This is a genomic window from Nocardia sp. NPDC127606 (assembly GCF_042671725.1).
GTDB lineage: Bacteria > Actinomycetota > Actinomycetes > Mycobacteriales > Mycobacteriaceae > Nocardia.
Genome location: NZ_JBHXWQ010000001.1, coordinates 503,529 through 525,295, shown reverse-complemented (window position 1 = coordinate 525,295; position 21,767 = coordinate 503,529). Strand labels below are relative to the sequence as shown.

Annotated in this window: 19 protein-coding genes and 1 pseudogene; 8 read left to right on the top strand and 12 right to left on the bottom strand. The window is 68.3% G+C overall.

Annotated features, from left to right (window positions below):
* Positions 1-45: 45 nt before the first annotated feature.
* From ACFVJ5_RS02480 to hutC, 5 genes are all read right to left on the bottom strand, one after another.
* Positions 46-1,308 (bottom strand): hypothetical protein, encoded by a 1,263-nt coding sequence (locus ACFVJ5_RS02480; RefSeq protein ID WP_379218136.1) that lies wholly within the window; start codon positions 1,306-1,308, stop codon positions 46-48.
* Positions 1,305-2,354, bottom strand: a complete 1,050-nt coding sequence (locus ACFVJ5_RS02475; protein ID WP_379218135.1) for a polyprenyl synthetase family protein — start codon at positions 2,352-2,354, stop codon at positions 1,305-1,307. The genes ACFVJ5_RS02480 and ACFVJ5_RS02475 overlap by 4 nt, the downstream gene beginning before the upstream one ends.
* 721 nt (positions 2,355-3,075) lie before the next feature.
* On the bottom strand, positions 3,076-3,672 hold the full coding sequence (locus ACFVJ5_RS02470; RefSeq protein WP_379218134.1) for a hypothetical protein: 597 nt from the start codon (positions 3,670-3,672) through the stop codon (positions 3,076-3,078).
* A gap of 10 nt (positions 3,673-3,682) precedes the next feature.
* Positions 3,683-4,009: a hypothetical protein gene (locus tag ACFVJ5_RS02465; RefSeq protein WP_379218133.1), complete on the bottom strand. Its 327-nt coding sequence runs from the start codon at positions 4,007-4,009 to the stop codon at positions 3,683-3,685.
* Positions 4,010-4,388: 379 nt separating this feature from the next.
* On the bottom strand, positions 4,389-5,144 hold the full coding sequence (gene hutC, locus ACFVJ5_RS02460) for a histidine utilization repressor (protein ID WP_379218132.1): 756 nt from the start codon (positions 5,142-5,144) through the stop codon (positions 4,389-4,391).
* A gap of 85 nt (positions 5,145-5,229) precedes the next feature.
* Here hutC and hutU point away from each other — a divergent pair, with 85 nt between their 5' ends.
* A complete protein-coding gene (hutU, locus tag ACFVJ5_RS02455; RefSeq protein ID WP_379218131.1) occupies positions 5,230-6,906 on the top strand; it encodes a urocanate hydratase in 1,677 nt (558 codons plus the stop codon).
* Between the two features lie 143 nt (positions 6,907-7,049).
* Positions 7,050-9,242, top strand: a complete 2,193-nt coding sequence (helR, locus tag ACFVJ5_RS02450) for an RNA polymerase recycling motor ATPase HelR (protein ID WP_379218130.1) — start codon at positions 7,050-7,052, stop codon at positions 9,240-9,242.
* A gap of 92 nt (positions 9,243-9,334) precedes the next feature.
* Here helR and hutH read toward each other — a convergent pair whose 3' ends face one another.
* The gene (hutH, locus tag ACFVJ5_RS02445) at positions 9,335-10,894 is read right to left on the bottom strand and encodes a histidine ammonia-lyase (protein ID WP_379218129.1); all 1,560 of its coding nucleotides are present in this window, start codon (positions 10,892-10,894) and stop codon (positions 9,335-9,337) included.
* Between the two features lie 132 nt (positions 10,895-11,026).
* Here hutH and ACFVJ5_RS02440 point away from each other — a divergent pair, with 132 nt between their 5' ends.
* From ACFVJ5_RS02440 to hutG, 3 genes are read left to right on the top strand one after another with little or no spacing between them, the layout of a single operon-like run.
* Positions 11,027-12,493, top strand: a complete 1,467-nt coding sequence (locus ACFVJ5_RS02440; protein WP_379218128.1) for a purine-cytosine permease family protein — start codon at positions 11,027-11,029, stop codon at positions 12,491-12,493.
* Positions 12,475-13,665, top strand: a complete 1,191-nt coding sequence (gene hutI, locus ACFVJ5_RS02435; protein ID WP_379218127.1) for an imidazolonepropionase — start codon at positions 12,475-12,477, stop codon at positions 13,663-13,665. The genes ACFVJ5_RS02440 and hutI overlap by 19 nt, the downstream gene beginning before the upstream one ends.
* A complete protein-coding gene (gene hutG, locus ACFVJ5_RS02430; RefSeq protein WP_379218126.1) occupies positions 13,662-14,579 on the top strand; it encodes a formimidoylglutamase in 918 nt (305 codons plus the stop codon). Before hutI ends, hutG begins: the two co-directional genes overlap by 4 nt.
* Positions 14,580-14,594: 15 nt before the next feature.
* On the opposite strand, the gene ACFVJ5_RS02425 is transcribed toward hutG, so the two are convergent.
* The 3 genes from ACFVJ5_RS02425 to ACFVJ5_RS02415 are packed head-to-tail and all read right to left on the bottom strand — an operon-like array spanning position 14,595 to position 16,655.
* Positions 14,595-15,878 (bottom strand): ArsB/NhaD family transporter, encoded by a 1,284-nt coding sequence (locus ACFVJ5_RS02425; protein ID WP_379218125.1) that lies wholly within the window; start codon positions 15,876-15,878, stop codon positions 14,595-14,597.
* A gap of 13 nt (positions 15,879-15,891) precedes the next feature.
* Positions 15,892-16,350: a CBS domain-containing protein gene (locus ACFVJ5_RS02420; RefSeq protein ID WP_379218124.1), complete on the bottom strand. Its 459-nt coding sequence runs from the start codon at positions 16,348-16,350 to the stop codon at positions 15,892-15,894.
* A 29-nt stretch (positions 16,351-16,379) separates the two neighbouring features.
* Entirely contained in the window at positions 16,380-16,655 is a 276-nt protein-coding gene (locus ACFVJ5_RS02415) for a hypothetical protein (RefSeq protein ID WP_379218123.1), read from the bottom strand.
* 176 nt (positions 16,656-16,831) lie between these two features.
* On the opposite strand from ACFVJ5_RS02415, the gene ACFVJ5_RS02410 reads away from it, so the two are divergent.
* Together ACFVJ5_RS02410 and ACFVJ5_RS02405 are read left to right on the top strand one after the other, a co-directional pair.
* Complete coding sequence (locus tag ACFVJ5_RS02410) at positions 16,832-17,848, top strand: histidine kinase (RefSeq protein WP_379218122.1); 1,017 nt, start codon at positions 16,832-16,834, stop codon at positions 17,846-17,848.
* Positions 17,845-18,498 (top strand): response regulator, encoded by a 654-nt coding sequence (locus tag ACFVJ5_RS02405; protein ID WP_379218121.1) that lies wholly within the window; start codon positions 17,845-17,847, stop codon positions 18,496-18,498. Before ACFVJ5_RS02410 ends, ACFVJ5_RS02405 begins: the two co-directional genes overlap by 4 nt.
* A gap of 54 nt (positions 18,499-18,552) precedes the next feature.
* Here ACFVJ5_RS02405 and ACFVJ5_RS02400 read toward each other — a convergent pair whose 3' ends face one another.
* Genes ACFVJ5_RS02400 through ACFVJ5_RS02390 form a run of 3 tightly spaced genes read right to left on the bottom strand, consistent with a single transcriptional unit; the run spans position 18,553 to position 20,778 of the window.
* Positions 18,553-19,746, bottom strand: a complete 1,194-nt coding sequence (locus ACFVJ5_RS02400; protein WP_378628328.1) for a cation:proton antiporter — start codon at positions 19,744-19,746, stop codon at positions 18,553-18,555.
* 10 nt (positions 19,747-19,756) lie between these two features.
* Positions 19,757-20,239, bottom strand: a complete 483-nt coding sequence (locus tag ACFVJ5_RS02395) for a cation:proton antiporter regulatory subunit (protein ID WP_378656301.1) — start codon at positions 20,237-20,239, stop codon at positions 19,757-19,759.
* Positions 20,240-20,298: 59 nt separating this feature from the next.
* On the bottom strand, positions 20,299-20,778 hold the full coding sequence (locus ACFVJ5_RS02390) for a cation:proton antiporter regulatory subunit (RefSeq protein WP_379218120.1): 480 nt from the start codon (positions 20,776-20,778) through the stop codon (positions 20,299-20,301).
* A 155-nt stretch (positions 20,779-20,933) separates the two neighbouring features.
* Here ACFVJ5_RS02390 and ACFVJ5_RS02385 point away from each other — a divergent pair.
* Positions 20,934-21,732, top strand: a pseudogene (locus ACFVJ5_RS02385) (SulP family inorganic anion transporter); the annotation flags it as partial.
* Between the last annotated feature and the right edge of the window lie 35 nt (positions 21,733-21,767).

The following is a 21,767-nucleotide window of genomic DNA, read 5'->3' as shown; positions in this document are numbered from 1 at the left end:
AGCTCCTTCGCTAGTAGTGACGATCATCGAGGAGGTGTTCCTCGACTACTGGTGGCTGCTGTTGTCGAGAGCGGCGAGCTGCAGCCGTGTGGCCAGCGCCCGGATCGCGTCGGGTTCGTGACTCGGCACCCGCTCCATGGCACCGAAAGCCAGGTGATCGGCGATCATCATGGTGCGGATTGCCGAGTCGGAGAGTTCGCCGGTCAGGCGGCCTTCGGGCAGGGTTTGCACCAGCGCGAAGGTGGTGTCGACGATCAGCGGCATCAACGAGGTTTCCGTCGAAGCGAGGTCGCCCGCACCGAGCACCTGCGAGGCCGACGCCGAACCGGTGGTGAAATCCGGTGAGGCGTCGAGCATTTGATGGATCGCGGCGTCGCCACTGCGGCGCACACGCTCGAGCATCCTGGTCCAGTAGGCCGGCGAGGCGGCGGCCAGTGTGGCCGCGGCGACCGGGCGCCGGAAGGGCGCGGGGGCCCCGACGGCGCCGCACAGGAACGCCGAGGTCGTGATCGTCATGTACGCCATCGCCGCCCGCGCGCCCAGGCTCGGCGTGCCGGGACCGAGCTTGGCCAGCAGCGCGAAGCCACCGAGGGCGGGGGTGAGCTGGCGCAGCATCACCATCCGGGTGAGTTCCTCACGGTCGGCGGCGCCGTAGATCGCGAGCTCGTTGTCGCGCAGGTCGTTGGCCGACTGGGCGATCACGGCGACACAACCGGTCAGCTCCCGCAGATCCGCTTCGGGCAGCACATCTTCGGCGACCAGGGCGCACGCGTAGTGGGTGATCCGGCCGAGGACGCCCTCGCTGTAGGCGACGCGGGTCAGCGGTGCGTCGATATTGCGCGCCATGACCCGGCCGACATCGGTGAGCACAAGCCCGACCCGCTCACGACCCTGCTCGGACAACGCCGCGAGCAATGCCCTGATGTCGGCGATGCGCTCGGCGAGCACCCGGTCGACGGCTTCGCTGTCGCGGATCTTGCCCTCGAGCGCGGGCAGCGGTGTCGGGAGGGTGTCCCCGGCACCGTTGAGGTAATCCACCGCCGCCAGCACGGCAGCGCTGGCTACCGCGCGGTCGCTGAGATCTTCGAAAGCGTCGAGCACGCGACAGGCCAGCAGCGCGGCGGTGGCCTCGGCGCGCAAGGCCGCAGGCAGCAGACCGACGGCGATGCCCAGGTTGCGGCCCGCGGGGATCAGCGCGAGCGCGGCCAGTTCCTGCGGTGACCGCGCGGCGCGCAACGCGTCCAGATCCGGTGCGCGGCGAAGGTTGCGCAGTCCGCGGATCAGGAGGGGAAATCGTGCTGTGCTCATCGGGAGATCACCTGCTCGAGAAGTTCGCGCAGGTCGTCGCGCGCGAGGGAAGGAGGAAAGACGTCCAGTGCGCGGGTGGCCTTCTCGGTGGCGTCCATCGCGACCAGGCGGGCGGCTTTGGTCGCGCCGCTCTCGACCAGGTCTTCTTGCAGGGTCGCGCTGGAAATCTCTGCGTCCAGCCACATTTCACGGGCGCCGGGGCGCGAGCCGAGCCATTCGATGACCGGCCAGGTCGGCACCCGGCGTTCGAGGTCACCGCCGGCGTCCTTGCCGAGGCCGGGTCCGCCCTCGATGTCGCGGACGTCGTCCATGATCTGGAAGGCGAGCGCGAGCTGGTCGGCGTACTCCATCAGGGCGTAGAGCCGGTCGAGGTCGACTCCACCCGCGGTGCCGCCGTAGGAGCACGACAGCCGGAACAGGGTGCCGGTCTTGGCCCCGGCCACGAGTTCGTAGTGGCGGCGCAGCGCGACCTCGTCGATCGAGGGCGGCAGGGTCTCGATGAGCTGACCGTAGGACAGGTCGGAGAGCCGGTCGGCGTAGGTGATGCCGGGCGCCTCACCGACCCGCGCGAACACCTCGGGGTTGTCGGTCAGCACCCGGGCGACGACCTGCATCGACGCACCGGCCAGGTGGAATCCGGCGCGGGCACTGGTACGCACGCCGAACGCGGCGGGCACCGACGGTGCGTCGCGACGCAGCAGCGATCCGTCGCAGATGTCGTCGTGGACCAGCGAGGATTCGTGCAGCATCTCCATCGCGCAGGCCAGGTCGACGGCGTCGGCCAGCGGTGCGGCGGTGTCGACGGCGTCGGGGAGCAACCCGGCACAGGCCAGGACGAGCCGGGCCCGCACACGCTTGCCGGGAGCGGCCAGGATGTGGGTGTAGATCGCGTCGAAATCCTCACCGGTGATGAGCAGTTCCCGCAGTCGTGCGGTGACCAGCGCCAGTTGCTCGGCCGGCCCGGCCGGTCTGGGCAGGACCACCACTCGGTCGCCCGAGTGCTGGTCACCCGAGTGCTGTGCTGCGGGTAGCGCGGGATTATCCATAGCGCTGAGCTCCTTTGGTGTGGTCACGATGCGGAGAGGTTCACCGGCGACTGCCGGACACGGGTTTATGGAGTTTCCGGGCGGGGCAGTCGTAGGGAGTCACCTCTCGCAGCCGACGGGGTCGAGCGTCCCGTTCGCTGGCTACCGACGGGTAGTTTTGTAGAGGAAGCTCGAGATGTCAAGCATTCCAACATGTTCCAAGTTTGAAACCGACAATTGTGCTGTACCACAATGGTTTACGTAGATACTGGGCCGGGAACACAGCAGCGGTGGCCGTCTGCCGATTCCAGCTGTGCGGCGTAATCGCCTGCACGACAATGGCTTCCGCGTCATCGCGGGAATCAGGGGGCGAACTCACGAGTCGCCGAGCTGCCCGAGGTAGACACCTCGAGAGTCATCCGGCGATGCGTGGGGGTCGACCGCGAGGCGGTCGAGTCGGAGCTCGCAACGTCAATGTTGTTGGCACACACACGATTCGGAACCAGAGTGACACGAACTGTCCGTTCGTCAACAGCTCCGGTGACGGGGTCAGCCCTGCTTGAACCATACAATCCGATTCGCGTTACCGCGAGCCGAGGCGCGATAGAGAACCGACCAGAAGGTCCGCAACGATCCGATGACACGCTCTACGCAACTATGAAATCTTATGCAGCACTGTTAGTTTCGCGAGCCACGTAGCGGGCGGCCGAGCGGCGAAGCGAAAAGGCGCGACCGGGCTCGGTCAGCGGGCGGCGGTACTGCCGAGACTGCCGAGGACCAGGAGGTCCGGCGTCGGATGGTCGACGAGCGGGGCCGTGGAACGGGCAGGGGGGCGCATGATCGTGCAGCGCCGGGCCAGGACGGTGCCACAGGCCTGGACGGTGGTGGTGATCAAGTCCTCGGCCAGCGGCAGGTCGTCTTCGCGGTAGGCGTAGACCGAGAAGCGCACCGTGCGGCGGTCGCTGTTCGGGTCGGCCTGCTGAACCGCTTCGGCGGGGCAGCTCGACAGGAGCATGATCGCGGCGGCCAGGTCCGCGCAGGGATCACCGCCGACCAGCGAGCCGGAGGCGAAGGCGGCGAAAAGTGTGCGCAGGCAAGGCTGTTCGGGTCGCTGCTGGGAGTCCTGGATCTGCGACCAACGACGCAAGGCCGGGTGGTCGGCGATATCGGGCCTGCCCTGCCACCGTCGGCGCGCGCAGTCGAGCAGCCGGGCGGCAGTCGAGTCCCACACGTGGGGCGCCTCGATCCGGGCGACGATCCGCAGCAGGCGGCATTCGTCGGCAGCGGTGGCCACGGGCGGCTCGATGAGCGGCGCCGGCGCCTGTCGGTGCGTCTGCATTGTCGACCTCCTACCGCGCGAGAGAAGAACCGAACGGGTGCCGCGCGGCGCGGGAACCGCGCCGCCATGCCAGGCGGAATGCCCACGCCGAGGCCAGCACCGACATGACGACGACGGTGGCGATCACTCCGAAGACCACCCCGCCGGACCACCCGACACCGTCGTATCGCGCGATCAACGCCGACGCGAGAATCGGGCCCGCGGTGATGAACACGGGAATCAGCAAGATCAACCCGAGAGTCACCAGACTCGACGGCGCCATCACTGTTTTCGCTGCGGAGAAATCACGTCGAGAGATCATTGCGTGCGGCCCCGACGGCTGCGTGACTGTAGCCATTTCCGCCCTCTCCGTTACCTGAATGGAACCCAGCGAAACTATCGAGTCCCAAACGTACAGCCCCGATCCGGCCTACCGCCTACTTCGTCACGAAACAGTGATAACTCGAAATTGAACCCAAACCGACCATGGAACATATACCCAGCTCAGGCGCTATTTCTTCGATTGCTGTCAATTTGCCGATGGCATTTTTCATTCAGATCGGATAACAATTTCAGAGGTCGATCGTGTACACGTCACCCTTCTCGCGAGGAGGTCGCATCCACTGCGGAATGAACAGTTCGACCATCTCCCTGATCAGAATGTCATCACGCAATTGCCAAGCGGCTACTGCCGTTTCGAGCCGTTGGGCAGGATATTCGGCGCGTGCGACGCGGAATCAGCTCGGTTCGCTACCGAAGCTGCCTTCGAGCCGATTACGTGAGCCCGGATGCACGAGCCGCGCCACGCTGACCAGCCCGCCCGACGACCAGGTGCGACGCCGGATCAGCAGGCACGGCTCGTCGGCGTCGATGCCGAGCAGCACGCACTCCTCCCGGGCCGCCCGCACCGCCTCGACGACATGCTCACCGCGCAGCAGTGGCGCGACCTCGCTGAGGTAGATGTTCGGGGTGACGGCGGTGAAGTCCTGGGCGAGGTAGTCGGGAGCCTGCGCCGGGTTGACATAGCGGTCCTCGAGCTGGATCGCCACGCCGTCCTCGAAGTGCACCAGCCGGGAATGGAATACCGTGCCGCCCATGGCATTCGCCAGCTCCACGTCGCCCGGCACCTCGGACCGCACGAACACCACCTCGGTGCGATGACGATGCCCGCGACCGGTGATCTCGTCGGCGATGTTGCGGACCTCGAACAGCGGTGAGGTGGCCTTGCTCGCGGCGACGAAGGTGCCGACACCCATCACCCGGGTGAGCGCGCCGTCGGCGGTCAGGTCACGCAGGGCGCGATTGATCGTCATCCGGGACAGGCCGAGCGCGGCGACGAACTGGTTCTCCGAGGGGATCTGCTCCCCCGCGTTCCACCGGCGCGCCTTGATCTGCGCCATGATCAGCTGCTTGACCCGCTCATACGCCGCGAATTCGCTGCCGAGCTCGCCGTACAGCGCGGCCAGCTCCGCATCGACTACCTCGATCGCCACCACCGAAAATCTCCTCGCCTCGCCCAGAGAATACGTTGCGCCCGAACCTCGCCGTCACTTGTATATACAGGACTATACTGGTCCCATGAACGACGTGACACTGCCTGTCTCCGGCCCCCGTCCCGTGTCCGCTCCGCGCGGCACCGAGCTGCACACCCTCGGTTGGCAGCAGGAGGGCGCCTTGCGGATGCTGATGAACAATCTCGATCCCGAGGTCGCCGAACGCCCCGATGACCTGGTCGTCTACGGCGGGACCGGGCGGGCGGTGCGCAGCTGGGCGGCATTCGACGCGATCGTGCGAACGCTGGAGACCCTCGCCGCGGACGAGACGTTGCTGGTGCAGTCGGGCAAGCCGGTGGGGGTGTTCCGCACCAACGAGTGGGCGCCGCGGGTGCTGCTGGCGAATTCGAATCTGGTCGGCGACTGGGCCAACTGGGCGGAGTTCCGCAAGCTCGAGCAGCTGGGGCTGATGATGTACGGGCAGATGACGGCCGGGTCGTGGATCTACATCGGCAGCCAGGGCATTCTGCAGGGCACCTACGAGACCTTCGGCGCGGTGGCACGCAAGCGATTCGGCGGCACCCTCGCAGGCACCATCACCCTCACAGCGGGCGTCGGCGGGATGGGTGGCGCGCAACCGCTCGCGGTGACGATGAACGACGGCGTCGCGCTGTGTGTGGACTGCGACCCGGCGCGCATCGACCGGCGGATCGCGCACGGCTACCTCGACACGAAGGCCGAGACCTTGCGGGAGGCACTGGATCTGGCCATCGCCGCGCGTGACGAGCGCAGGCCGCTCTCGATCGGCCTGGTCGGCAATGCGGCCGAGGTCTTTCCCGAACTGCTGGCCATGGGCGCACCGATGGATATCGTCACCGATCAGACCTCGGCCCATGATCCGTTGTCCTACTTGCCGATCGGCGTCGCGCTCGAGGACTGGCACACCCTCGCCGAGAAGGATCCGGTCCGGTTCACCACCGAGGCGCAGGCGTCGATGGCCGCGCACGTCGAGGCGATGGTCGGATTCATGGACGCGGGCGCCGAGGTGTTCGACTACGGGAACTCGATTCGCGACGAGGCCCGCAAGGGCGGCTACGACCGGGCTTTCGCCTTTCCCGGCTTCGTTCCCGCCTACATCCGCCCGCTCTTCGAAGAGGGCCTCGGTCCGTTCCGCTGGGCCGCACTCTCGGGTGATCCGGCCGATATCGCCGCCACCGACCGCGCGATCCTGGAACTGTTCCCCGACAACGACCATCTGCGCCGCTGGATCACCATGGCGGGCGAGAAGGTGAAGTTCGAAGGTCTGCCCGCGCGGATCTGCTGGCTCGGCTACGGCGAACGCCATCGCGCGGGCCTGAAATTCAACGAGATGGTCGCCTCGGGCGAGCTGTCGGCTCCCCTGGCCATCGGCCGCGACCACCTCGACTCCGGCTCGGTGGCCTCCCCCTACCGCGAAACCGAGGCGATGGCCGACGGCTCCGACGCGATCGCGGACTGGCCGCTGCTCAACGCACTGCTCAATACCGCGTCCGGGGCGAGCTGGGTATCGATCCATCACGGTGGCGGAGTCGGGATGGGCCGATCGATCCACGCCGGCCAGGTGTGTATCGCCGACGGCACCGAGCTGGCCGCGCGGAAGCTGGAGCGGGTGCTGACCAATGACCCCGGCACCGGTGTGATGCGGCACGTCGACGCGGGTTACGAGCACGCGGCCGAGGTGGCTCGCGAACGCGGTGTCCGTATTCCGATGCAAGAGGGCTGACGGGCCCGGAAAAAGACGAGAGCCCCGGCATCGCCGGGGCTCTTTCCACTGTCAATATATAGCGTAAACAGGGACTTGCGGCAAGGCCCCGGGGTTGCTGCACAATCATCCGGTCGCACCGGAAAAAGTACAGTTAGGGGCCTATGTCAGCGCACGGGTACGAAGAGGAACGCCGGTCCGAGCAAAGCTATGTCGCCGAGTTGTACTCGCGCCTCGATGACGAGCGGGCACGGGTGAAGGGCCGCTACAGCGCGGCGCTGCGCACCAAGGGCGACTCCCCCATGGAGCGCGACAACGAGGTGCGGGCGCTGGGCAAGGAAGTACAGCGCCTCGATGTGGCCGACAACGGGCTGTGTTTCGGCCGGCTCGACGCGGCGTCGGGCGAGCGGTCCTATATCGGCCGGATCGGGCTGTTCGACGAGTCGAAGGACCTCGAACAGCTGCTCCTGGACTGGCGGGCCCCCGCGGCACGCGCGTTCTATGTCGCCACCGCGGCCAACCCGGAGGGCATGCGCCGGCGTCGCCAGTTCCATACCCGCGGCCGCCAGGTGGTCGATTTCACCGATGAGGTGCTCGGCCGCCCGGACGGGAGCGAGGGCGGAGCGGACGCCGCGCTGCTCGCCGCCGTCGACGCGCCGCGCGGGGACGGGATGCGCGACATCGTCGCGACGATCCAGGCCGAACAGGACGAGATCATCCGCCTGGAGCACCCGGGCGTGACCGTGATCGAGGGCGGCCCTGGCACCGGGAAGACCGTGGTGGCACTGCACCGCGTCGCGTACCTGCTCTACACCCAGCGCAGGCGGATGGAACGCCAGGGCGTGCTCGTGGTCGGCCCCAACCCGGCCTTCTTGCACCACATCGCCCATGTACTGCCCTCGCTCGGCGAGACGAATGTCGTGTTCGCCACCACCGCCGATCTGGTGCCCGGTCTGCGCGCGAGCGCCGAGGACACCCCGGAGGCCGCCCGGCACAAGGGTTCGCTGCGGATCCTCGACGTCCTCGCGGCGACGATCGCGGACCGCCAGCGCCTGCCCGAGGCGCCGCTGACGATCGCGCTGACCGATGTGACGGTGCGGATCGATGCCGCGACCGCGGAGTGGGCCAGGCAGGAAGCGCGGGAGAGCGGGCGCCCGCACAACGAGGCGCGCGCGGTGTTCACCGAGATCATCACCTACGTCCTCACCGAGCGCGCGATCGCCCGGATCGGCGAGGGCTGGCTGACTCGCGACGACACCGAGGCGTGGGAACAACTGCGCGCCGACCTGGTCCGCGAACTCGCCGACAACGACGAGTTCACCGCGGCGCTGGATCAGTGCTGGCCGATCCTGCGGCCGGAAACCGTGCTGTCCCAGCTATATTCGTCACACGATCGGTTGCGGGCGGCAGGTGCGGACGAGGCACTGTGGCGGGCCGACGGTGGCGGGTGGACCGTCTCGGACGTGCCGCTGCTCGACGAACTCGTCGACCTGCTCGGCCGCGACAAGGCCGCCGACGACTCCGCCGAGCGAGAGCGCAAGGCCGAGGCCGAGTACGCGGCAGGCGTGCTGGACACCCTCATCAGCCGCGAGGACCTGATGGACGACGAGGACCACCTGCTCGCGCAGGACATGCTCTACGGCGAAGACCTGGCCGAACGTTTCCTCGAGCGCGACACCCGCGAACTCGCCGAACGTGCCGCGGCGGACCGTGAGTGGACCTACGGACACGTGGTGGTCGACGAGGCCCAGGAGTTGTCGGAGATGGACTGGCGGGTGCTGATGCGGCGCTGCCCGAGCCGCTCCTTCACGATCGTCGGCGATCTCGCGCAGCGCCGGTCGGCGGCGGGCGCGACCTCCTGGGCCACGATGCTGGAGCCCTATGTCCCCGGCCGCTGGATCTACCGTTCCCTGACGGTGAACTATCGCACCCCGGCGGAGATCATGGCCGTGGCCGCCGATGTGCTCGCCGAGTTCGCGCCCGACGTCCGACCGCCGGATTCGGTCCGGTCCTGCGGTGTCGCCCCCTGGTCGCACCGGATCACCGCCGACGAATTGTCCTGCGCGATCGAGGAATTCGTTCGGGACGAGGCCGGTCGTGAGGGGACGAGTGTCGTGATCGGCCCGCCGGGCGTGCCGGGCACGGTGCCCGCGTCGGAGACGAAAGGCCTCGAGTTCGACGCGGTACTGGTCGTGGATCCGCAGCGGATTCTCGCCGACGGGCCACGCGGGGCCGCCGAACTCTACGTCGCGCTGACCCGGGCCACTCAGCGTCTCGGCGTCCTGCACCAGAGCCCGTTGCCCGACTCGCTCCGCGGACTCACCGAGGTCCGACCGGCACAACAGCTGCAAGCGTAGCGATTCCCGAGACCGCTGCCTCGACTTCGCGGGCGAGGCAGCGGTCCACGCGGGATCTCGGGCACGCGGGGCCGCGGTCGCCGAGCACGCCGTCAGCCGAGGGGGCCGGTCACCGATTCGGCGGCGGCCAGCAACGCACCCGATGTCGCCAGCCGAACCGCTGCCTCGATATCCGGGGCGAGGTAGCGGTCCGGGCCCGGGCCGGGGACTTCGGTGCGCAGCCTCGCCACGACGGCAGCGGTGGCGGGTGCCGGAGCGAGGGGTGCTCGAAGGTCCAATCCGCGTGCTGCCGTGAGGGCCTCGATGGCCAGGACGCGGGTGAGCCCGTCGAGGGCGCGGCGGAGTTTGCGGGCGGCGGACCAGCCCATCGAGACGTGGTCCTCCTGCATCGCCGAGGAGGGGATCGAGTCGACCGAGGCCGGGGCGGCCAGGCGTTTGAGGTCGGAGACGATGGCGGCCTGGGTGTACTGGGCGATCATGTGGCCGCTGTCGACGCCGGGATCGTCGGCCAGGAACGGGGAGAGGCCGTGGTTGCGGGCCTTGTCGAGGAAGCGGTCGGTGCGGCGTTCGCTCATCGAGGCGACGTCGGCGATCACGATGGCCAGGAAGTCGAGGACATACGCGACGGGGGCGCCGTGGAAGTTGCCGTTGGACTCGACCCGGCCGTCGAGGGTGACGACGGGATTGTCCACGGCACTGGCCAATTCGTAGCCGGCGACGCGTTCGGCGTGGTCGAGGGTGTCGCGGGCGGCGCCGGCGACCTGGGGTGCGCAGCGCAACGAGTAGGCGTCCTGGACGACGGTGCAGTCCGGGGTGGCGTGGCTGGCCACGATCGGCGAATCCGCCAGCACGCGCACCATATTGGCGGCCGCGATCGCCTGGCCCGGTTGCGGGCGCAGTGCTTGCAGGTCGGCGGCGAAGACCTTGTCGGTGCCGAGCAGCCCCTCCACGCTCATCGACGCGGTCACATCGGCCAGGCGCAGCAGGGCCCGCAGGTCGTGGCAGGCGAGCACCAGCATGCCGAGCATGCCGTCGGTGCCGTTGATCAGCGCCAGGCCTTCCTTCTCCGCGAGCTCGACCGGGGCGATGCCGGCGTCGGCCATGGCCTCGGCGGCAGGTCGCAGCTCGCCGGTCGCGTCCCGGACGGTGCCCTCCCCCATCACCGCCAGGGCGACGTGGGCCAGCGGCGCGAGATCACCGGAACAGCCCAGGCTGCCGTACTCGTAGACCACCGGGGTGATGCCCGCCGACAGCAGCGCGGCATAGGTCCGCGCGACCACCGGACGCACCCCGGTCCGGCCGGTGGCCAGGGTCGACAGGCGCAGCAGCAGCAAGGCGCGCACCACCTCCCGCTCCACTTCGGCGCCCGATCCGGCCGCGTGCGAGCGGATCAGGCTCCGCTGCAGCTGCTTGCGTGACTCCGGCGGAATATGACGGACGGCGAGCGCACCGAATCCGGTCGACACCCCGTACACCGGCCTCGGGTCCGCGGCCAGCGCTTCGATCCGCGCACGACTCGCCTCGACGGCGGCGACGGCCTCCTCCGAGACCACCACCGCGACGCCGTCCCTGGCCACCCGGACCAGATCCCGCGCCGATACCGGACCCGTGCCGACGACGACCGGTCCGGACCGATCCGAGTCGATGCTCACGATGCTTCTCCCATCACTGCGGGCTACCCCTTGACGTTCTTGTCTATACAGGTCTATACCTATCGTACGTGACCTGGCGCACATCCGCCGGGCCCGCGCTCCACGGCGTCACCGCAGAAAGACAGGCCGCAATTGACAGCGAACGGCACACCCGAGGATCTCCTCACCCCTGAACGCCGAACCATCGACGTCGTCCCCGACGACGAACGCCACGGCACACCCAGGAGCCAGTTCACCCTGTGGTTCGGGGCGAACATGCAGATCACGGCGGTCGTCGACGGCGCACTCGCGGTGGTGTTCGGCGCCGACGCGCTGTGGGCCATCATCGGCCTGCTGCTCGGCAACGTCTTCGGCGGCACGGTGATGGCACTGCACTCCGCGCAGGGACCACGCATGGGCTTGCCACAGATGATCTCGAGCCGCGCCCAGTTCGGCGTCAAAGGGGCCGTGATCCCGCTGGTGCTGGTGATCCTGATGTATCTCGGGTTCGCGGCCACCGGCACCGTGCTCGCCGGGCAGGCGGTGAACAACATGCTCCACGTCGACAACCCGGTGATCGGCATCCTCGTGTTCGGTGCCCTCACCGCGTTCGTCGCGATCACCGGCTATCGCCTGATCCATGTGGTGGGCCGGGTGGCCACGGTGGTCGGCATCGTCGGCTTCACGTATCTGACGATCCGGCTGTTCACGCAGTATCCCGTCGGCGACTTCGTCGGCGTGCGGGGATTCGACACGGTGACCTTCCTGCTCGCGATCTCGCTCAGCGCGGGCTGGCAGTTGACGTTCGGCCCCTACGTCGCCGACTACTCCCGCTACCTGCCGCGCAGCACCAGCGAGCGCACCACCTTCTGGTCGACGTTCCTGGGCAGCGTGCTCGGCTCGCAGTGGTCGATGACTCTCGGCGCACTCGTCGCGGCCGTCGCGGGCAAGGCGTTCCTCGCCGATCAGGTCGGGTTCCTGGGCACACTCGCCGGGCCCGCGCTGCTCGCGTTCGGGGTGTATCTGGTGATCGTGGTCGGCAAGCTGACCGTCAACTGCCTCAATGCCTACGGCGGGTTCATGTCGATCCTGACGACCGTCACCGCGTTCGACGGGCGCTCGCAGATCTCCACGCGCGCCCGCTCGCTCTACATCGTCGGCTTCGTCGGGGTCTCGATGGTGATCGCGCTCGCGGCGAGCGCGGACTTCCTGAACAACTTCAAGAACTTCGTGCTGGTGCTGCTCATGGTGTTCACGCCGTGGAGCGCGATCAATCTGATCGACTACTACCTGATCTCGAAGGAACGCGTCGACCTGCCCGCGCTCTACGATCCGAAGGGCCGCTACGGTGCGTGGAACGTGCCCGCGCTGCTCTGCTACGGGCTCGGCGTGGCAGCCCAGGTGCCGTTCCTCGCGCAGAAGCTCTACACCGGTCCGATCACGGGCCTGCTCGGCGGCGCGGATATCTCGTGGATCGTCGGCATCGTCTTCACCGGCGCGATCTACTACCCGATCGCGCGACGCACCAGCCGTCCACCCGCGCACATGATCTACCCCGCGCACACCGCCATGCTCGACACCCGCGCCCAGGAGGACTCCCCGTGCCCACCACCGTCCTGAGCGATATCGGCACTCTCGTCACCAACGACCCGGCGCTGGGCGAGGGCCCGCTGGGGCTGCGGCGCGACGCCGCGCTCGTCATCGACGACGGGCGGGTGGTGTGGGTCGGTGACAGTGCCGCCGCACCGGCCGCCGACACCGCGTTCGATCTCGGCGGACGCGCGGTGCTGCCGGGGTTCGTCGAATCGCATTCGCATCTGGTGTTCGCGGGCGATCGCGCCGAGGAGTTCGCGGCGAGAATGGCGGGGCGGCCCTACGGGGCGGGTGGCATCCGCACGACCATCGCGGCGACACGGGCGGCGAGTGACGAGCAGCTCACGGCGACGGTGCGACGGTTGCTGGACGAGTCGTTGCGGGCGGGCAGCACCACGGTCGAGTGCAAGAGCGGTTACGGGCAGACCGTGGCGGACGAGCTGCGCAGCGTCCGGATCGCGGCGCGCTGCACCGACGAGGTGACGCTGCTCGCCGCGCACGTGCCGCCACCCGAATACGCCGGGCGCGCCGACGACTACGTGACGATGGTGTGCGAGCAGATGATTCCGCGGTGTGCGCCGTATGCCCGGTGGATCGATGTGTTCTGCGAGCAGGGCGCGTTCGATCGCGATCAGGCGCATGCCGTGTTGACCGCGGGGATCGCGCACGGGCTGGTGCCGCGGGTCCACGGCAACCAGCTGCATCAGGGACCAGGGGTGCGGTTGGCCGTCGAGCTCGGCGCCGCGTCGGTCGATCATGTATCGCACGTGAATCGTGCCGATATCGAGGCGCTCGCGGGCAGCGACACGGTGGCCACGCTGCTGCCCGGCGCCGACTTCTGCACGCGCAACAGCTATCCCGATGCCAGAGCGCTGCTGGACGCGGGGGTCACCGTCGCGCTCGGCGCGGACTGCAATCCGGGCACCAGCTACACCACCAGCCTGCCGTTCTGTATCGCCCTGGCGGTGCGGGAGATGCACATGACGCCCGAGGAAGCGGTCTGGGCGGCGACCGCCGGTGGCGCGAAGGCGTTGCGACGCGGCGATATCGGCGCCCTCTCCCCTGGTTACCGTGCCGATGTCATCGCGCTCGACGCCCCCTCGTACCTGCATCTCGCCTACCGCCCCGGCGTTGCGCTGGTCGACCAGGTGTGGCGCGAAGGCGTACTCGTCGTCACGAATCGAGGTGGGGCGCGATGACTGCCGAATCCGCCTGGACCGGTCGCGTCGACGGCACGACGCCGCGACATCTGCGCTGGCATCAGGCCGTCACGCCGTACGAACCGGGCACCGATCCCGGCGCGTGTGTGTTCGTCGGCTTCGCCTGCGAGGAAGGAGTGCGCCGGAACAAGGGCCGCCTCGGCGCGGCGGCGGGTCCGGACGCGCTCCGTCGCGCGCTGTCGCCGATGGCGCTCGCCACGGAACTGCGGGCCTTCGACGCGGGCACGATCGCCGTCACCGACGACCGGCTCGAGGACGGTCAGCGACGACTGGGCGAGACGGTGTCCGCGCTGCTGGACGACGGCGCCTTCCCGGTCGTTCTCGGCGGCGGCCACGAGGTCGCCTACGGCACCTACCTCGGGCTGGCCGGTTCGGCGCGCCGCGTCCCCGGCAGCGTCATCGGAATCCTCAACCTCGACGCGCATTTCGACCTGCGCCCCGATCCCGTGCCCAGTTCCGGCACCCCGTTCCGGCAGATCCTCGAGACCGACGCCGACGTCCGGTACGCGGTGATCGGGATCAGCCAGCCCAGCAACACCCGGGTCCTGTTCGACACCGCGGACAGATTCGGGGTGCGCTATCTCCTCGACGACGACTGCGAGCCGACCCGGGTCGCCGCCTTCGTCGACGTCTTCCTGGCCGGGATCGACCTGCTGTATCTGACGATCGATCTCGACGTCCTCCCGGCCGCGGTGGCTCCCGGCGTGAGCGCCCCCGCGGCCTACGGTGTCGCGCTGTCCACGATCCAGGCCGTGTGCGACCGCGTCACCGCCAGCGGCAGACTCGCGGTTGTCGATGTCGCCGAACTGAATCCGCGGCTCGACATCGACCACCGCACTGCCCGCACCGCCGCCCGGCTGATCCACCGGATCGTCACCCGGCACGTCGGGTGAGCACCGTCGTGGGACTCAGAAGTACCGGATCCACACATAGATCCAGGCGATGACACTGCTGAGCATCGTGACCGACATGCCGTACTTGGTGAACTGCCAGAAGGTGATCCGCTGCCCCGCGCGGGCGGCGATCCCGAGGGCGACCACATTGGCGCTGGCCGCCACCGCCGTGCCGTTCCCACCGAAGTCGGCGCCCAACGCGAACGCCCACCACAGTGCTTGCCCGGTAGCCGGATCCGGTGCGCCCGCGACGATGTCCTCCACCACCGGCGCCATGGTCGCGGTGTAGGGAATGTTGTCGACGAACGCGCCGAGGATCGCCGACCCGAACACCAGCGCGGTCGCGGCCAGGAAATAGTTGTCCCCGACCCAGCCGATCGCGGCGTCACCGATCGTGGCGATCACCCCGGTGTGCACCAGGCCCGCGACCATCACGAACAGGCCCATGAAGAACACCAGCGTCGACCATTCCACCTCGTGCAGGACATCGCCGATGTCGAGGCCGGAGACCAGCACCATGATGCCCGCGCCGACCAGCGCGATCACCGACGGCGCGACGTGCAGCACGCTGTGCAGGCAGAAGCCGACGACCACACCGGTCAGCACGATCATCGAGCGCACCAGTAGTTTCGGATCGCGGATCGCGCGCCGTTCCTGCAGCGCCATCACCGCGTCGACCGAAGTGGGATCGGTGCGCAGCGCGGAGCGGAACAGCACCCGGGTCAGCGCGACGAACAGCACGAAGGTGATCACCACGATCGGCGCCATGTGCACGAGGAAGTCGTTGAACGTCAACCCGGCCCGGCTGGCGATGATGATGTTGGGCGGGTCACCGATCAGCGTCGCCGCGCCGCCGATATTGGACGCGAGGACCTCGGCGATCAGGAACGGTTGCGCGGCGAGGCCGAGACGTCGGCACACCACCAGTGTCACCGGGGCGACCAGCATGATGATCGTGACGTTGTCGAGAAACGGCGACGCGATCGCGGTGATCAACATCAGCATCACCATCAGGCGATACGGGTTGCCCCGCGAACGTTTGGCCGACCAGATCGCCAGATAGTCGAACAGGCCGGTCTGCTTGATGACGCCGACGATGATCATCATCCCGAGCAGCAGGAAGATGACGTTCCAGTCGATGCCTTCGTGGGCGGAATAGAAGACCTCGTCGCCGGGGATCAGGCCGAGCAGAGCCATCGCCCCCGCGGCGATCAGGACGGTTCTGACCTTGTCGGCTTTCTCCGTGGCGATGAAGAAGAAGGCGACCACGAAGATGATGACGGCAAGCGCTGCGGCCATGCGCGGCGGCCGTTCAGTCGCCGGGGCCGACGACAGCGAGGCTGGTCAGCAACCGTTCCAGGGTGATCGCGCCGCGCAGGGTGCGCGAACGGTCGACCACGGCGATGAGCGGACTGTGCTTGCGCGCCATCAGGATCGCGATTTCGAGCAGGGTCGCGTCGGGGGTGACGGTGGCCGGCTTGCTCGCACCGTCGGGCAGACAGTCGCCCACGGTGAGGCTGCCGGGTTCCTGCCAGAACAGGTCGGCGTGCACCTCGTCGATCGTGCGGACCAGTGTCGGGTCGTCGTGGTAGGAGGCGGGAATCGCCAGGCGCAGCACCTGGGTTCCCGGCAGGACCGCCACCGGCCGGTCGAGCTCGTCGACGACGATCAGACCGGGCAACCGGTTGACGACCATCAGCCGCACCGCACGAGCGACGGGGTCGCCGGTGCGAACGGTCGGCAGGTTCATCGCGATATCGCGTGCGCGCATGGCATGGCTCCGGGGGGATTCGACGGTGCTCACGGGTGGGCCTGCCGTCCGGTCAGGTGGTCCAGGCGTTGTTCCAGGCGAGCGAGCCGGTCGCCGAACGGCCGCGAATGCATCAGCTCGGCGACCTGGTCGGCTTCGTCGGGTTCCAGCTCGATGTCGACCGTGGGTTCGTCGCTGCCCCCCGCGTAGGCGAGCAGGCGGCGCGCACCCGACGAGTGCGTCAGCAGGGCGAATCGGATGCCGTGGCGGGTGTGGAAGCTGTGCAGCACACCGGCTCCCGGGATCGTCGTCCGGTCGATATCCATGGCCGGCGGTCCTTCCTCGGATCGTCGAAAGCGTCTGATCGAAGTCTGGTTCGCGCAGGTGGCGGGCACTATCGGCCGTGACACCCATTTCCTGGACCCCGTGGCGCCGGTAACCGGGTGCGGGATGGGTGCTGGGCACCATGGACAGAACGTGGGGGCGCCAGCATGCTGGTGTCATGAACCGTCTCGCAGCGCTGCGAGCAGGACGCTCGCGGCGAATCCGAACGCCGGTGACGGCGTTGTTCTGGCGGATCTGCTTGCTCAACGGCGTGATCTTCACCCTCGGCACGCTGGTCTTGGCCTTCTCCCCGGCCACGGTGTCGGCCCGGCTGCGTCTGACCGAGGTGCCGGTGCTGGTGATCGGGCTCGCGGTGATCCTGACGGCGAACGCCGTGGCGCTGCGCACCTCGCTGGCTCCGCTCGACGAGCTGGTCGCCTCCATGCGCCGCGTCGATCCGCCCCGGCGCGCGGTCCGCCTCGAACGCGGCGCGAGCGGGGACTTCCATCAGCTGATCGAGACCTTCAACGCGATGCTCGACCGCTTGGAGGCCGAACGTTCGGTGGCCGGTGGGACCGCGCTGGCCGCCCAGGAAGGTGAGCGGCGGCGCATCGCCCGCGAACTGCACGACGAGATCGGCCAGAGCCTGACGGTGGCGCTGTTGCGGCTCAAACGGGTCGTCGACCGGGCGCCCGCCGACCTGCGCGAGGAAGTCGAGCAGGCGCAGGAAACGGTGCGCGGTTGTCTGGACGAGGTGCGCGGGATCGCCGCGCGGCTGCGACCCGACGTGCTCGAAGAACTCGGCCTGCACAGCGCGATCACCGCGCTGTGTCACGAATTCGGCCGCACCGCGGGCATTTCCGTGCGGCGCGAGGTCGACCCGGCGATCAGCCGCCTCGACCCCGACATCGAACTCGTCTGCTACCGGGTCGCCCAGGAGAGTTTGACGAACGTGTTGCGCCACGCCGACGCCGACGAGGTGACCTTGCTGATCGCACCGAGAGCCGACACCGTGCTGCTGCGGGTGAGCGACAACGGTCGCGGCGGCGCGGTCGAGGACGGTGCGGGCATCCGCGGGATGCGCGAGCGCGCGATGCTGATCGACGCCACGCTGACCATCACGTCCCCGGCCGCGGGCGGCACCGCGGTCGAACTGATCGTCCCGGTCGCCGCACGCGAAGGAGTGCCCGCATGAGCGCGCCGACCCGGATTCTGCTGGCCGACGACCACGCCCTGGTGCGCAGCGGGTTGCGGATGATCCTGGACAACGAACCGGACCTGCTCGTGGTCGCCGAGGCCGCCAACGGGCTGGACGCGGTCACCGCCCTCGCCGACGACAGCATCGACCTGGTGATCCTCGACATCGCCATGCCGCGGATGACCGGTATCCAGGCTGCCCGCGAGATCACCAGGAACAACCATCCGGTACGCATCCTGATGCTGTCGATGTACGACAACGAGCAGTACTTCTTCGAGTCGCTGAAGGCGGGCGCCTCGGGCTACGTGCTGAAGTCGGTGGCCGATCGCGACCTCATCGAGGCGTGCCGGGCCACGATGCGCGGGGAATCGTTCCTCTACCCGGGCGCGGTCACCGCACTCGTGCGCGACTACCTGCAACTCGCCCGGCAGGGCTCCGCGCTGCCGGAAACGATCCTCACCCCGCGCGAAGAAGAGGTGCTCAAGCTGATCGCCGAGGGGTACTCGGCGCGCGAGATCGCCGCCGAGCTGGTGATCAGCGCGAAGACCGTCGACCGGCATCGCGCCAACATCCTGGGGAAACTCGGCCTGCGCGACCGGCTCGATTTGACCAGATACGCCATCCGCGCCGGATTGATCGAGCCGTGAGAACGCCGAGGGCCCCCGCACCGAACGATCGCGCGGGGGCCCGGACACGAGTGGTCATTCCGCGTGCGGGTCGACCTTCACCCGCTGCTTGCGACCGACCACCAGCCGCATCACCGGTTCCACGATGCGGGCGCCGATCGGGCCGATGATGGCCATCAGCAGCACGTACGTGGTGGCGAGAGCGGCGAATTCGGCGGGCACCGCGCCCGCGGCCACCGCCAGACCGGCGATGACGATCGAGAACTCACCGCGCGCGACCAACGCGGTACCCGCGCGGGCGCGGCCCAGTTGCGAGGCCCCCGCCCGTTTGGCCGCCCACCACCCCGTGGCGATCTTGGTGACCGTCGTGACCACCGCCAACAGCACCGCCCAGCCCAGCACCGGCGGAATACTCGCCGGATCGGTACTCAAACCGAACAGCACGAAGAACATCGCCGCGAACAGATCACGCAACGGTTCGAGGATCTTGGTGGCATCGTGCGCGGTCGAATCCGAGATCGCGATACCGAGCAGGAACGCGCCGACCGCCGCAGACACCTGCACCGCCGAGGCGATACCCGCCACCAGCAGCGCCGAGCCGAGCAGCTTGAGCAGGAAGATCTCCCGATCCTCACTCGCCACGATCGCCGAGACGTACCGGCCGTAGCGCAGCGCGACGATGAGCACCAGGGTCACCGCGACCAGCGCGATACCGACCGTGGTCATCCCCGCCACGAATCCGACACCGGCCAGCACCGCGGTGAGCACCGGCAGGTACACCGCCATCGCCAGGTCCTCGAACACCAGGATCGACAGAACCGTCGGCGTCTCCCGGTTGCCGAGACGGCCGAGGTCGTTGAGCACCTTGGCGACGATCCCGGAGGAGGAGATATAGGTGACGCCGGCCATCGCGATCGCCCCCGTCGGCCCGAGGCCGAGCATCAGCGCCACGATCACGCCGGGAGTCGCGTTGAGTACCAGGTCGAGCAGACCGGCGGGCCATGATTTACGCATGCCGGTGACCAGTTCACCGGCGGTGTATTCCAAACCGAGCAACAACAGCAGCAGCACGACGCCGATCTCGCTGGCGATGTGGATGAAATCCTCCACCTCGTGCAGCTCGATCAGCCCGCCCGTGCCGAAGACCAGCCCCCCGAGCAGGTAGAGCGGGATGGGCGAGAGGCCGATGCGGGCAGCGATCCGCCCGAGCACTCCCAACCCGAAGAACACAGCCCCCAGCTGGATCAATGCCAGCGCGGTTCCACTGATCTGCACCGGCTCAGCCGTCGGTCAGGATCGAAGCGGCGGCGTCGAGTCCGGCATTCGTGCCGACCACGACGACCATATCGCCGCCGGCGAACACGAACTCGGGTCCCGGCGATGCCAGGACCTGGCCCGCCCGCAGCACCGCCACGATCGAGGCGCGGGTCTTGGTCCGCAACTCGGTGTCGCCCAATCGTCGTGACGCGTAGGGCGAGTTCGGCGGTACCAGCATCGACCGCGTGCTCACTCCATCGAGTTCGCGATGTTCCTCGCGCAGTTGCGCGACCAACTGCGGTGCGCCGAGCAGACTCGCCAGCGTGCGGGCTTCGACAGCGGACAGTGGAATCTGGACGGTGGAATCCGGGTCGCCGACCTTCGTGAAAATCAGGTCGGTACCACCGTCGCGGTGGTCGACGATGCCGATCCGGCGGTCCACCTTCGACAGTGAAAACTCTTTGCGGACACCGATTCCCGGCAGGGACGTCACTTCTACATTCATGGGATCACCTAACCTCAGCTAGGGATACCTTACCTGCCCTTTACTATCCGCATGGATTGTCAGCCGGCGTCGAGAAGCCGTCCTGCCGCGTCCAGACCCTCGTCGGTGCCGACCACAACGACCAGATCACCGGGGATGAAGGTGAAATCGGTTCCCGGTGAAGGAGTCACCTCACCCGCGCGCACCACCGCGACGACCGAGGCCTTGGTGCGCGTCCGCATCTCGGTGTCGCGCAACGGACGACCGTCGAACGGGCTGCCACGATCGATCGCGAACTGCCTGGTCGACAGCTCGCCCGCACTGTGGGTCTCGCGCGTCTTCTGCACCACCTGCGGTGCACCGAGCAAGCCGGCCAGCACACCGATCTCGGTGTCGGACAGGGGAATCGAGGTGGTCGAGTCGTAGTCGCCCGCTCGCGAGACGACCAGGTCGACGGTGCCGTCGCGATGTTCGATCACGCCGATCCGGCGGCGCGCCTCCGCCAGCGGAAAGTCCTTGCACACGCCGATTCCCGGTAAAGGCGTCACATCGATGTTCACGCCCTCACAGTACGACCAGATGGGAATAACACCACCCCCTACCCTGCGCACCGGGCATACCAGGCGAAACCCTGACCTCACGCGAAGTCGAGGTTGTCGACTGCCGGACCCCCGGCCTCTAGCGGAACGGAGTTCGGGATGGCCGTGTCGGCGCCGCGACCGTGCTGCTCGCGGGGGTGTTCCAGGTGGTGTTGAGCGTGGTCGGTGTGGCCAGGCTGATGCGGTTCATTCCGCGCAGCGTGATGGTCGGGTTCGTCAACGCGCTGGCCATCATGATCTTTCTGACGCAGCTGCCGCATCTGATCGGGGTGCCGTGGCTGGTGTATCCGATGCTGGTGGCGAGCCCGGCGATTCTGTACTTCCTGCCGAACCTCACCACGGTGGTGCCCGCGCCGCTCGTCGCGCGGGTTCTTCGGCGGGATGGGCGGGTGCGCGATGATCGGCCAGACCATGATCAACGTCAAGGTCTCCGGCGCGCGTACCCGGATCTCCACATTCCTGGCCGGGGTGTTCCTGCTCGGCTCGGTTGTCGGGCTCGGCGGACTCGTGGCGCAGATCCCGATGGCGGTGCTGGTGGCGGTGATGATCATGGTGTCGGTGGGACCCTGGATCGGCACTCCCTCGCACCGAAGACGTTGCGGCGCATGCCGATCGCCGAGACCACGGGTGATGCTGGTGACCGTGGTCGTCATCGTTGTCACGCACAACCTGGCGTACGGCGTGATCGTGGGGGTGCTGGTCGCGATGGTGGCCTTCGCCCATCGGGTCGCGCACTTCACCGAGGTCGTGCCGGTGCGCACCGCCGACGACATCCGGGTGTACAAGGTGCGCGGCGAGCTGTTCTTCGCCTCCAGCAACGATCTCGTCTACCAGTTCGACTACGTCGACGGGCTCAACGCCGCCTCCGAAGCCAGGCACGAACGCCTGTCCGGCCTCGGCGGCGAGGAGAACTAGCACCGCCACAACCGAGGCCGACCATGGCGATCCCG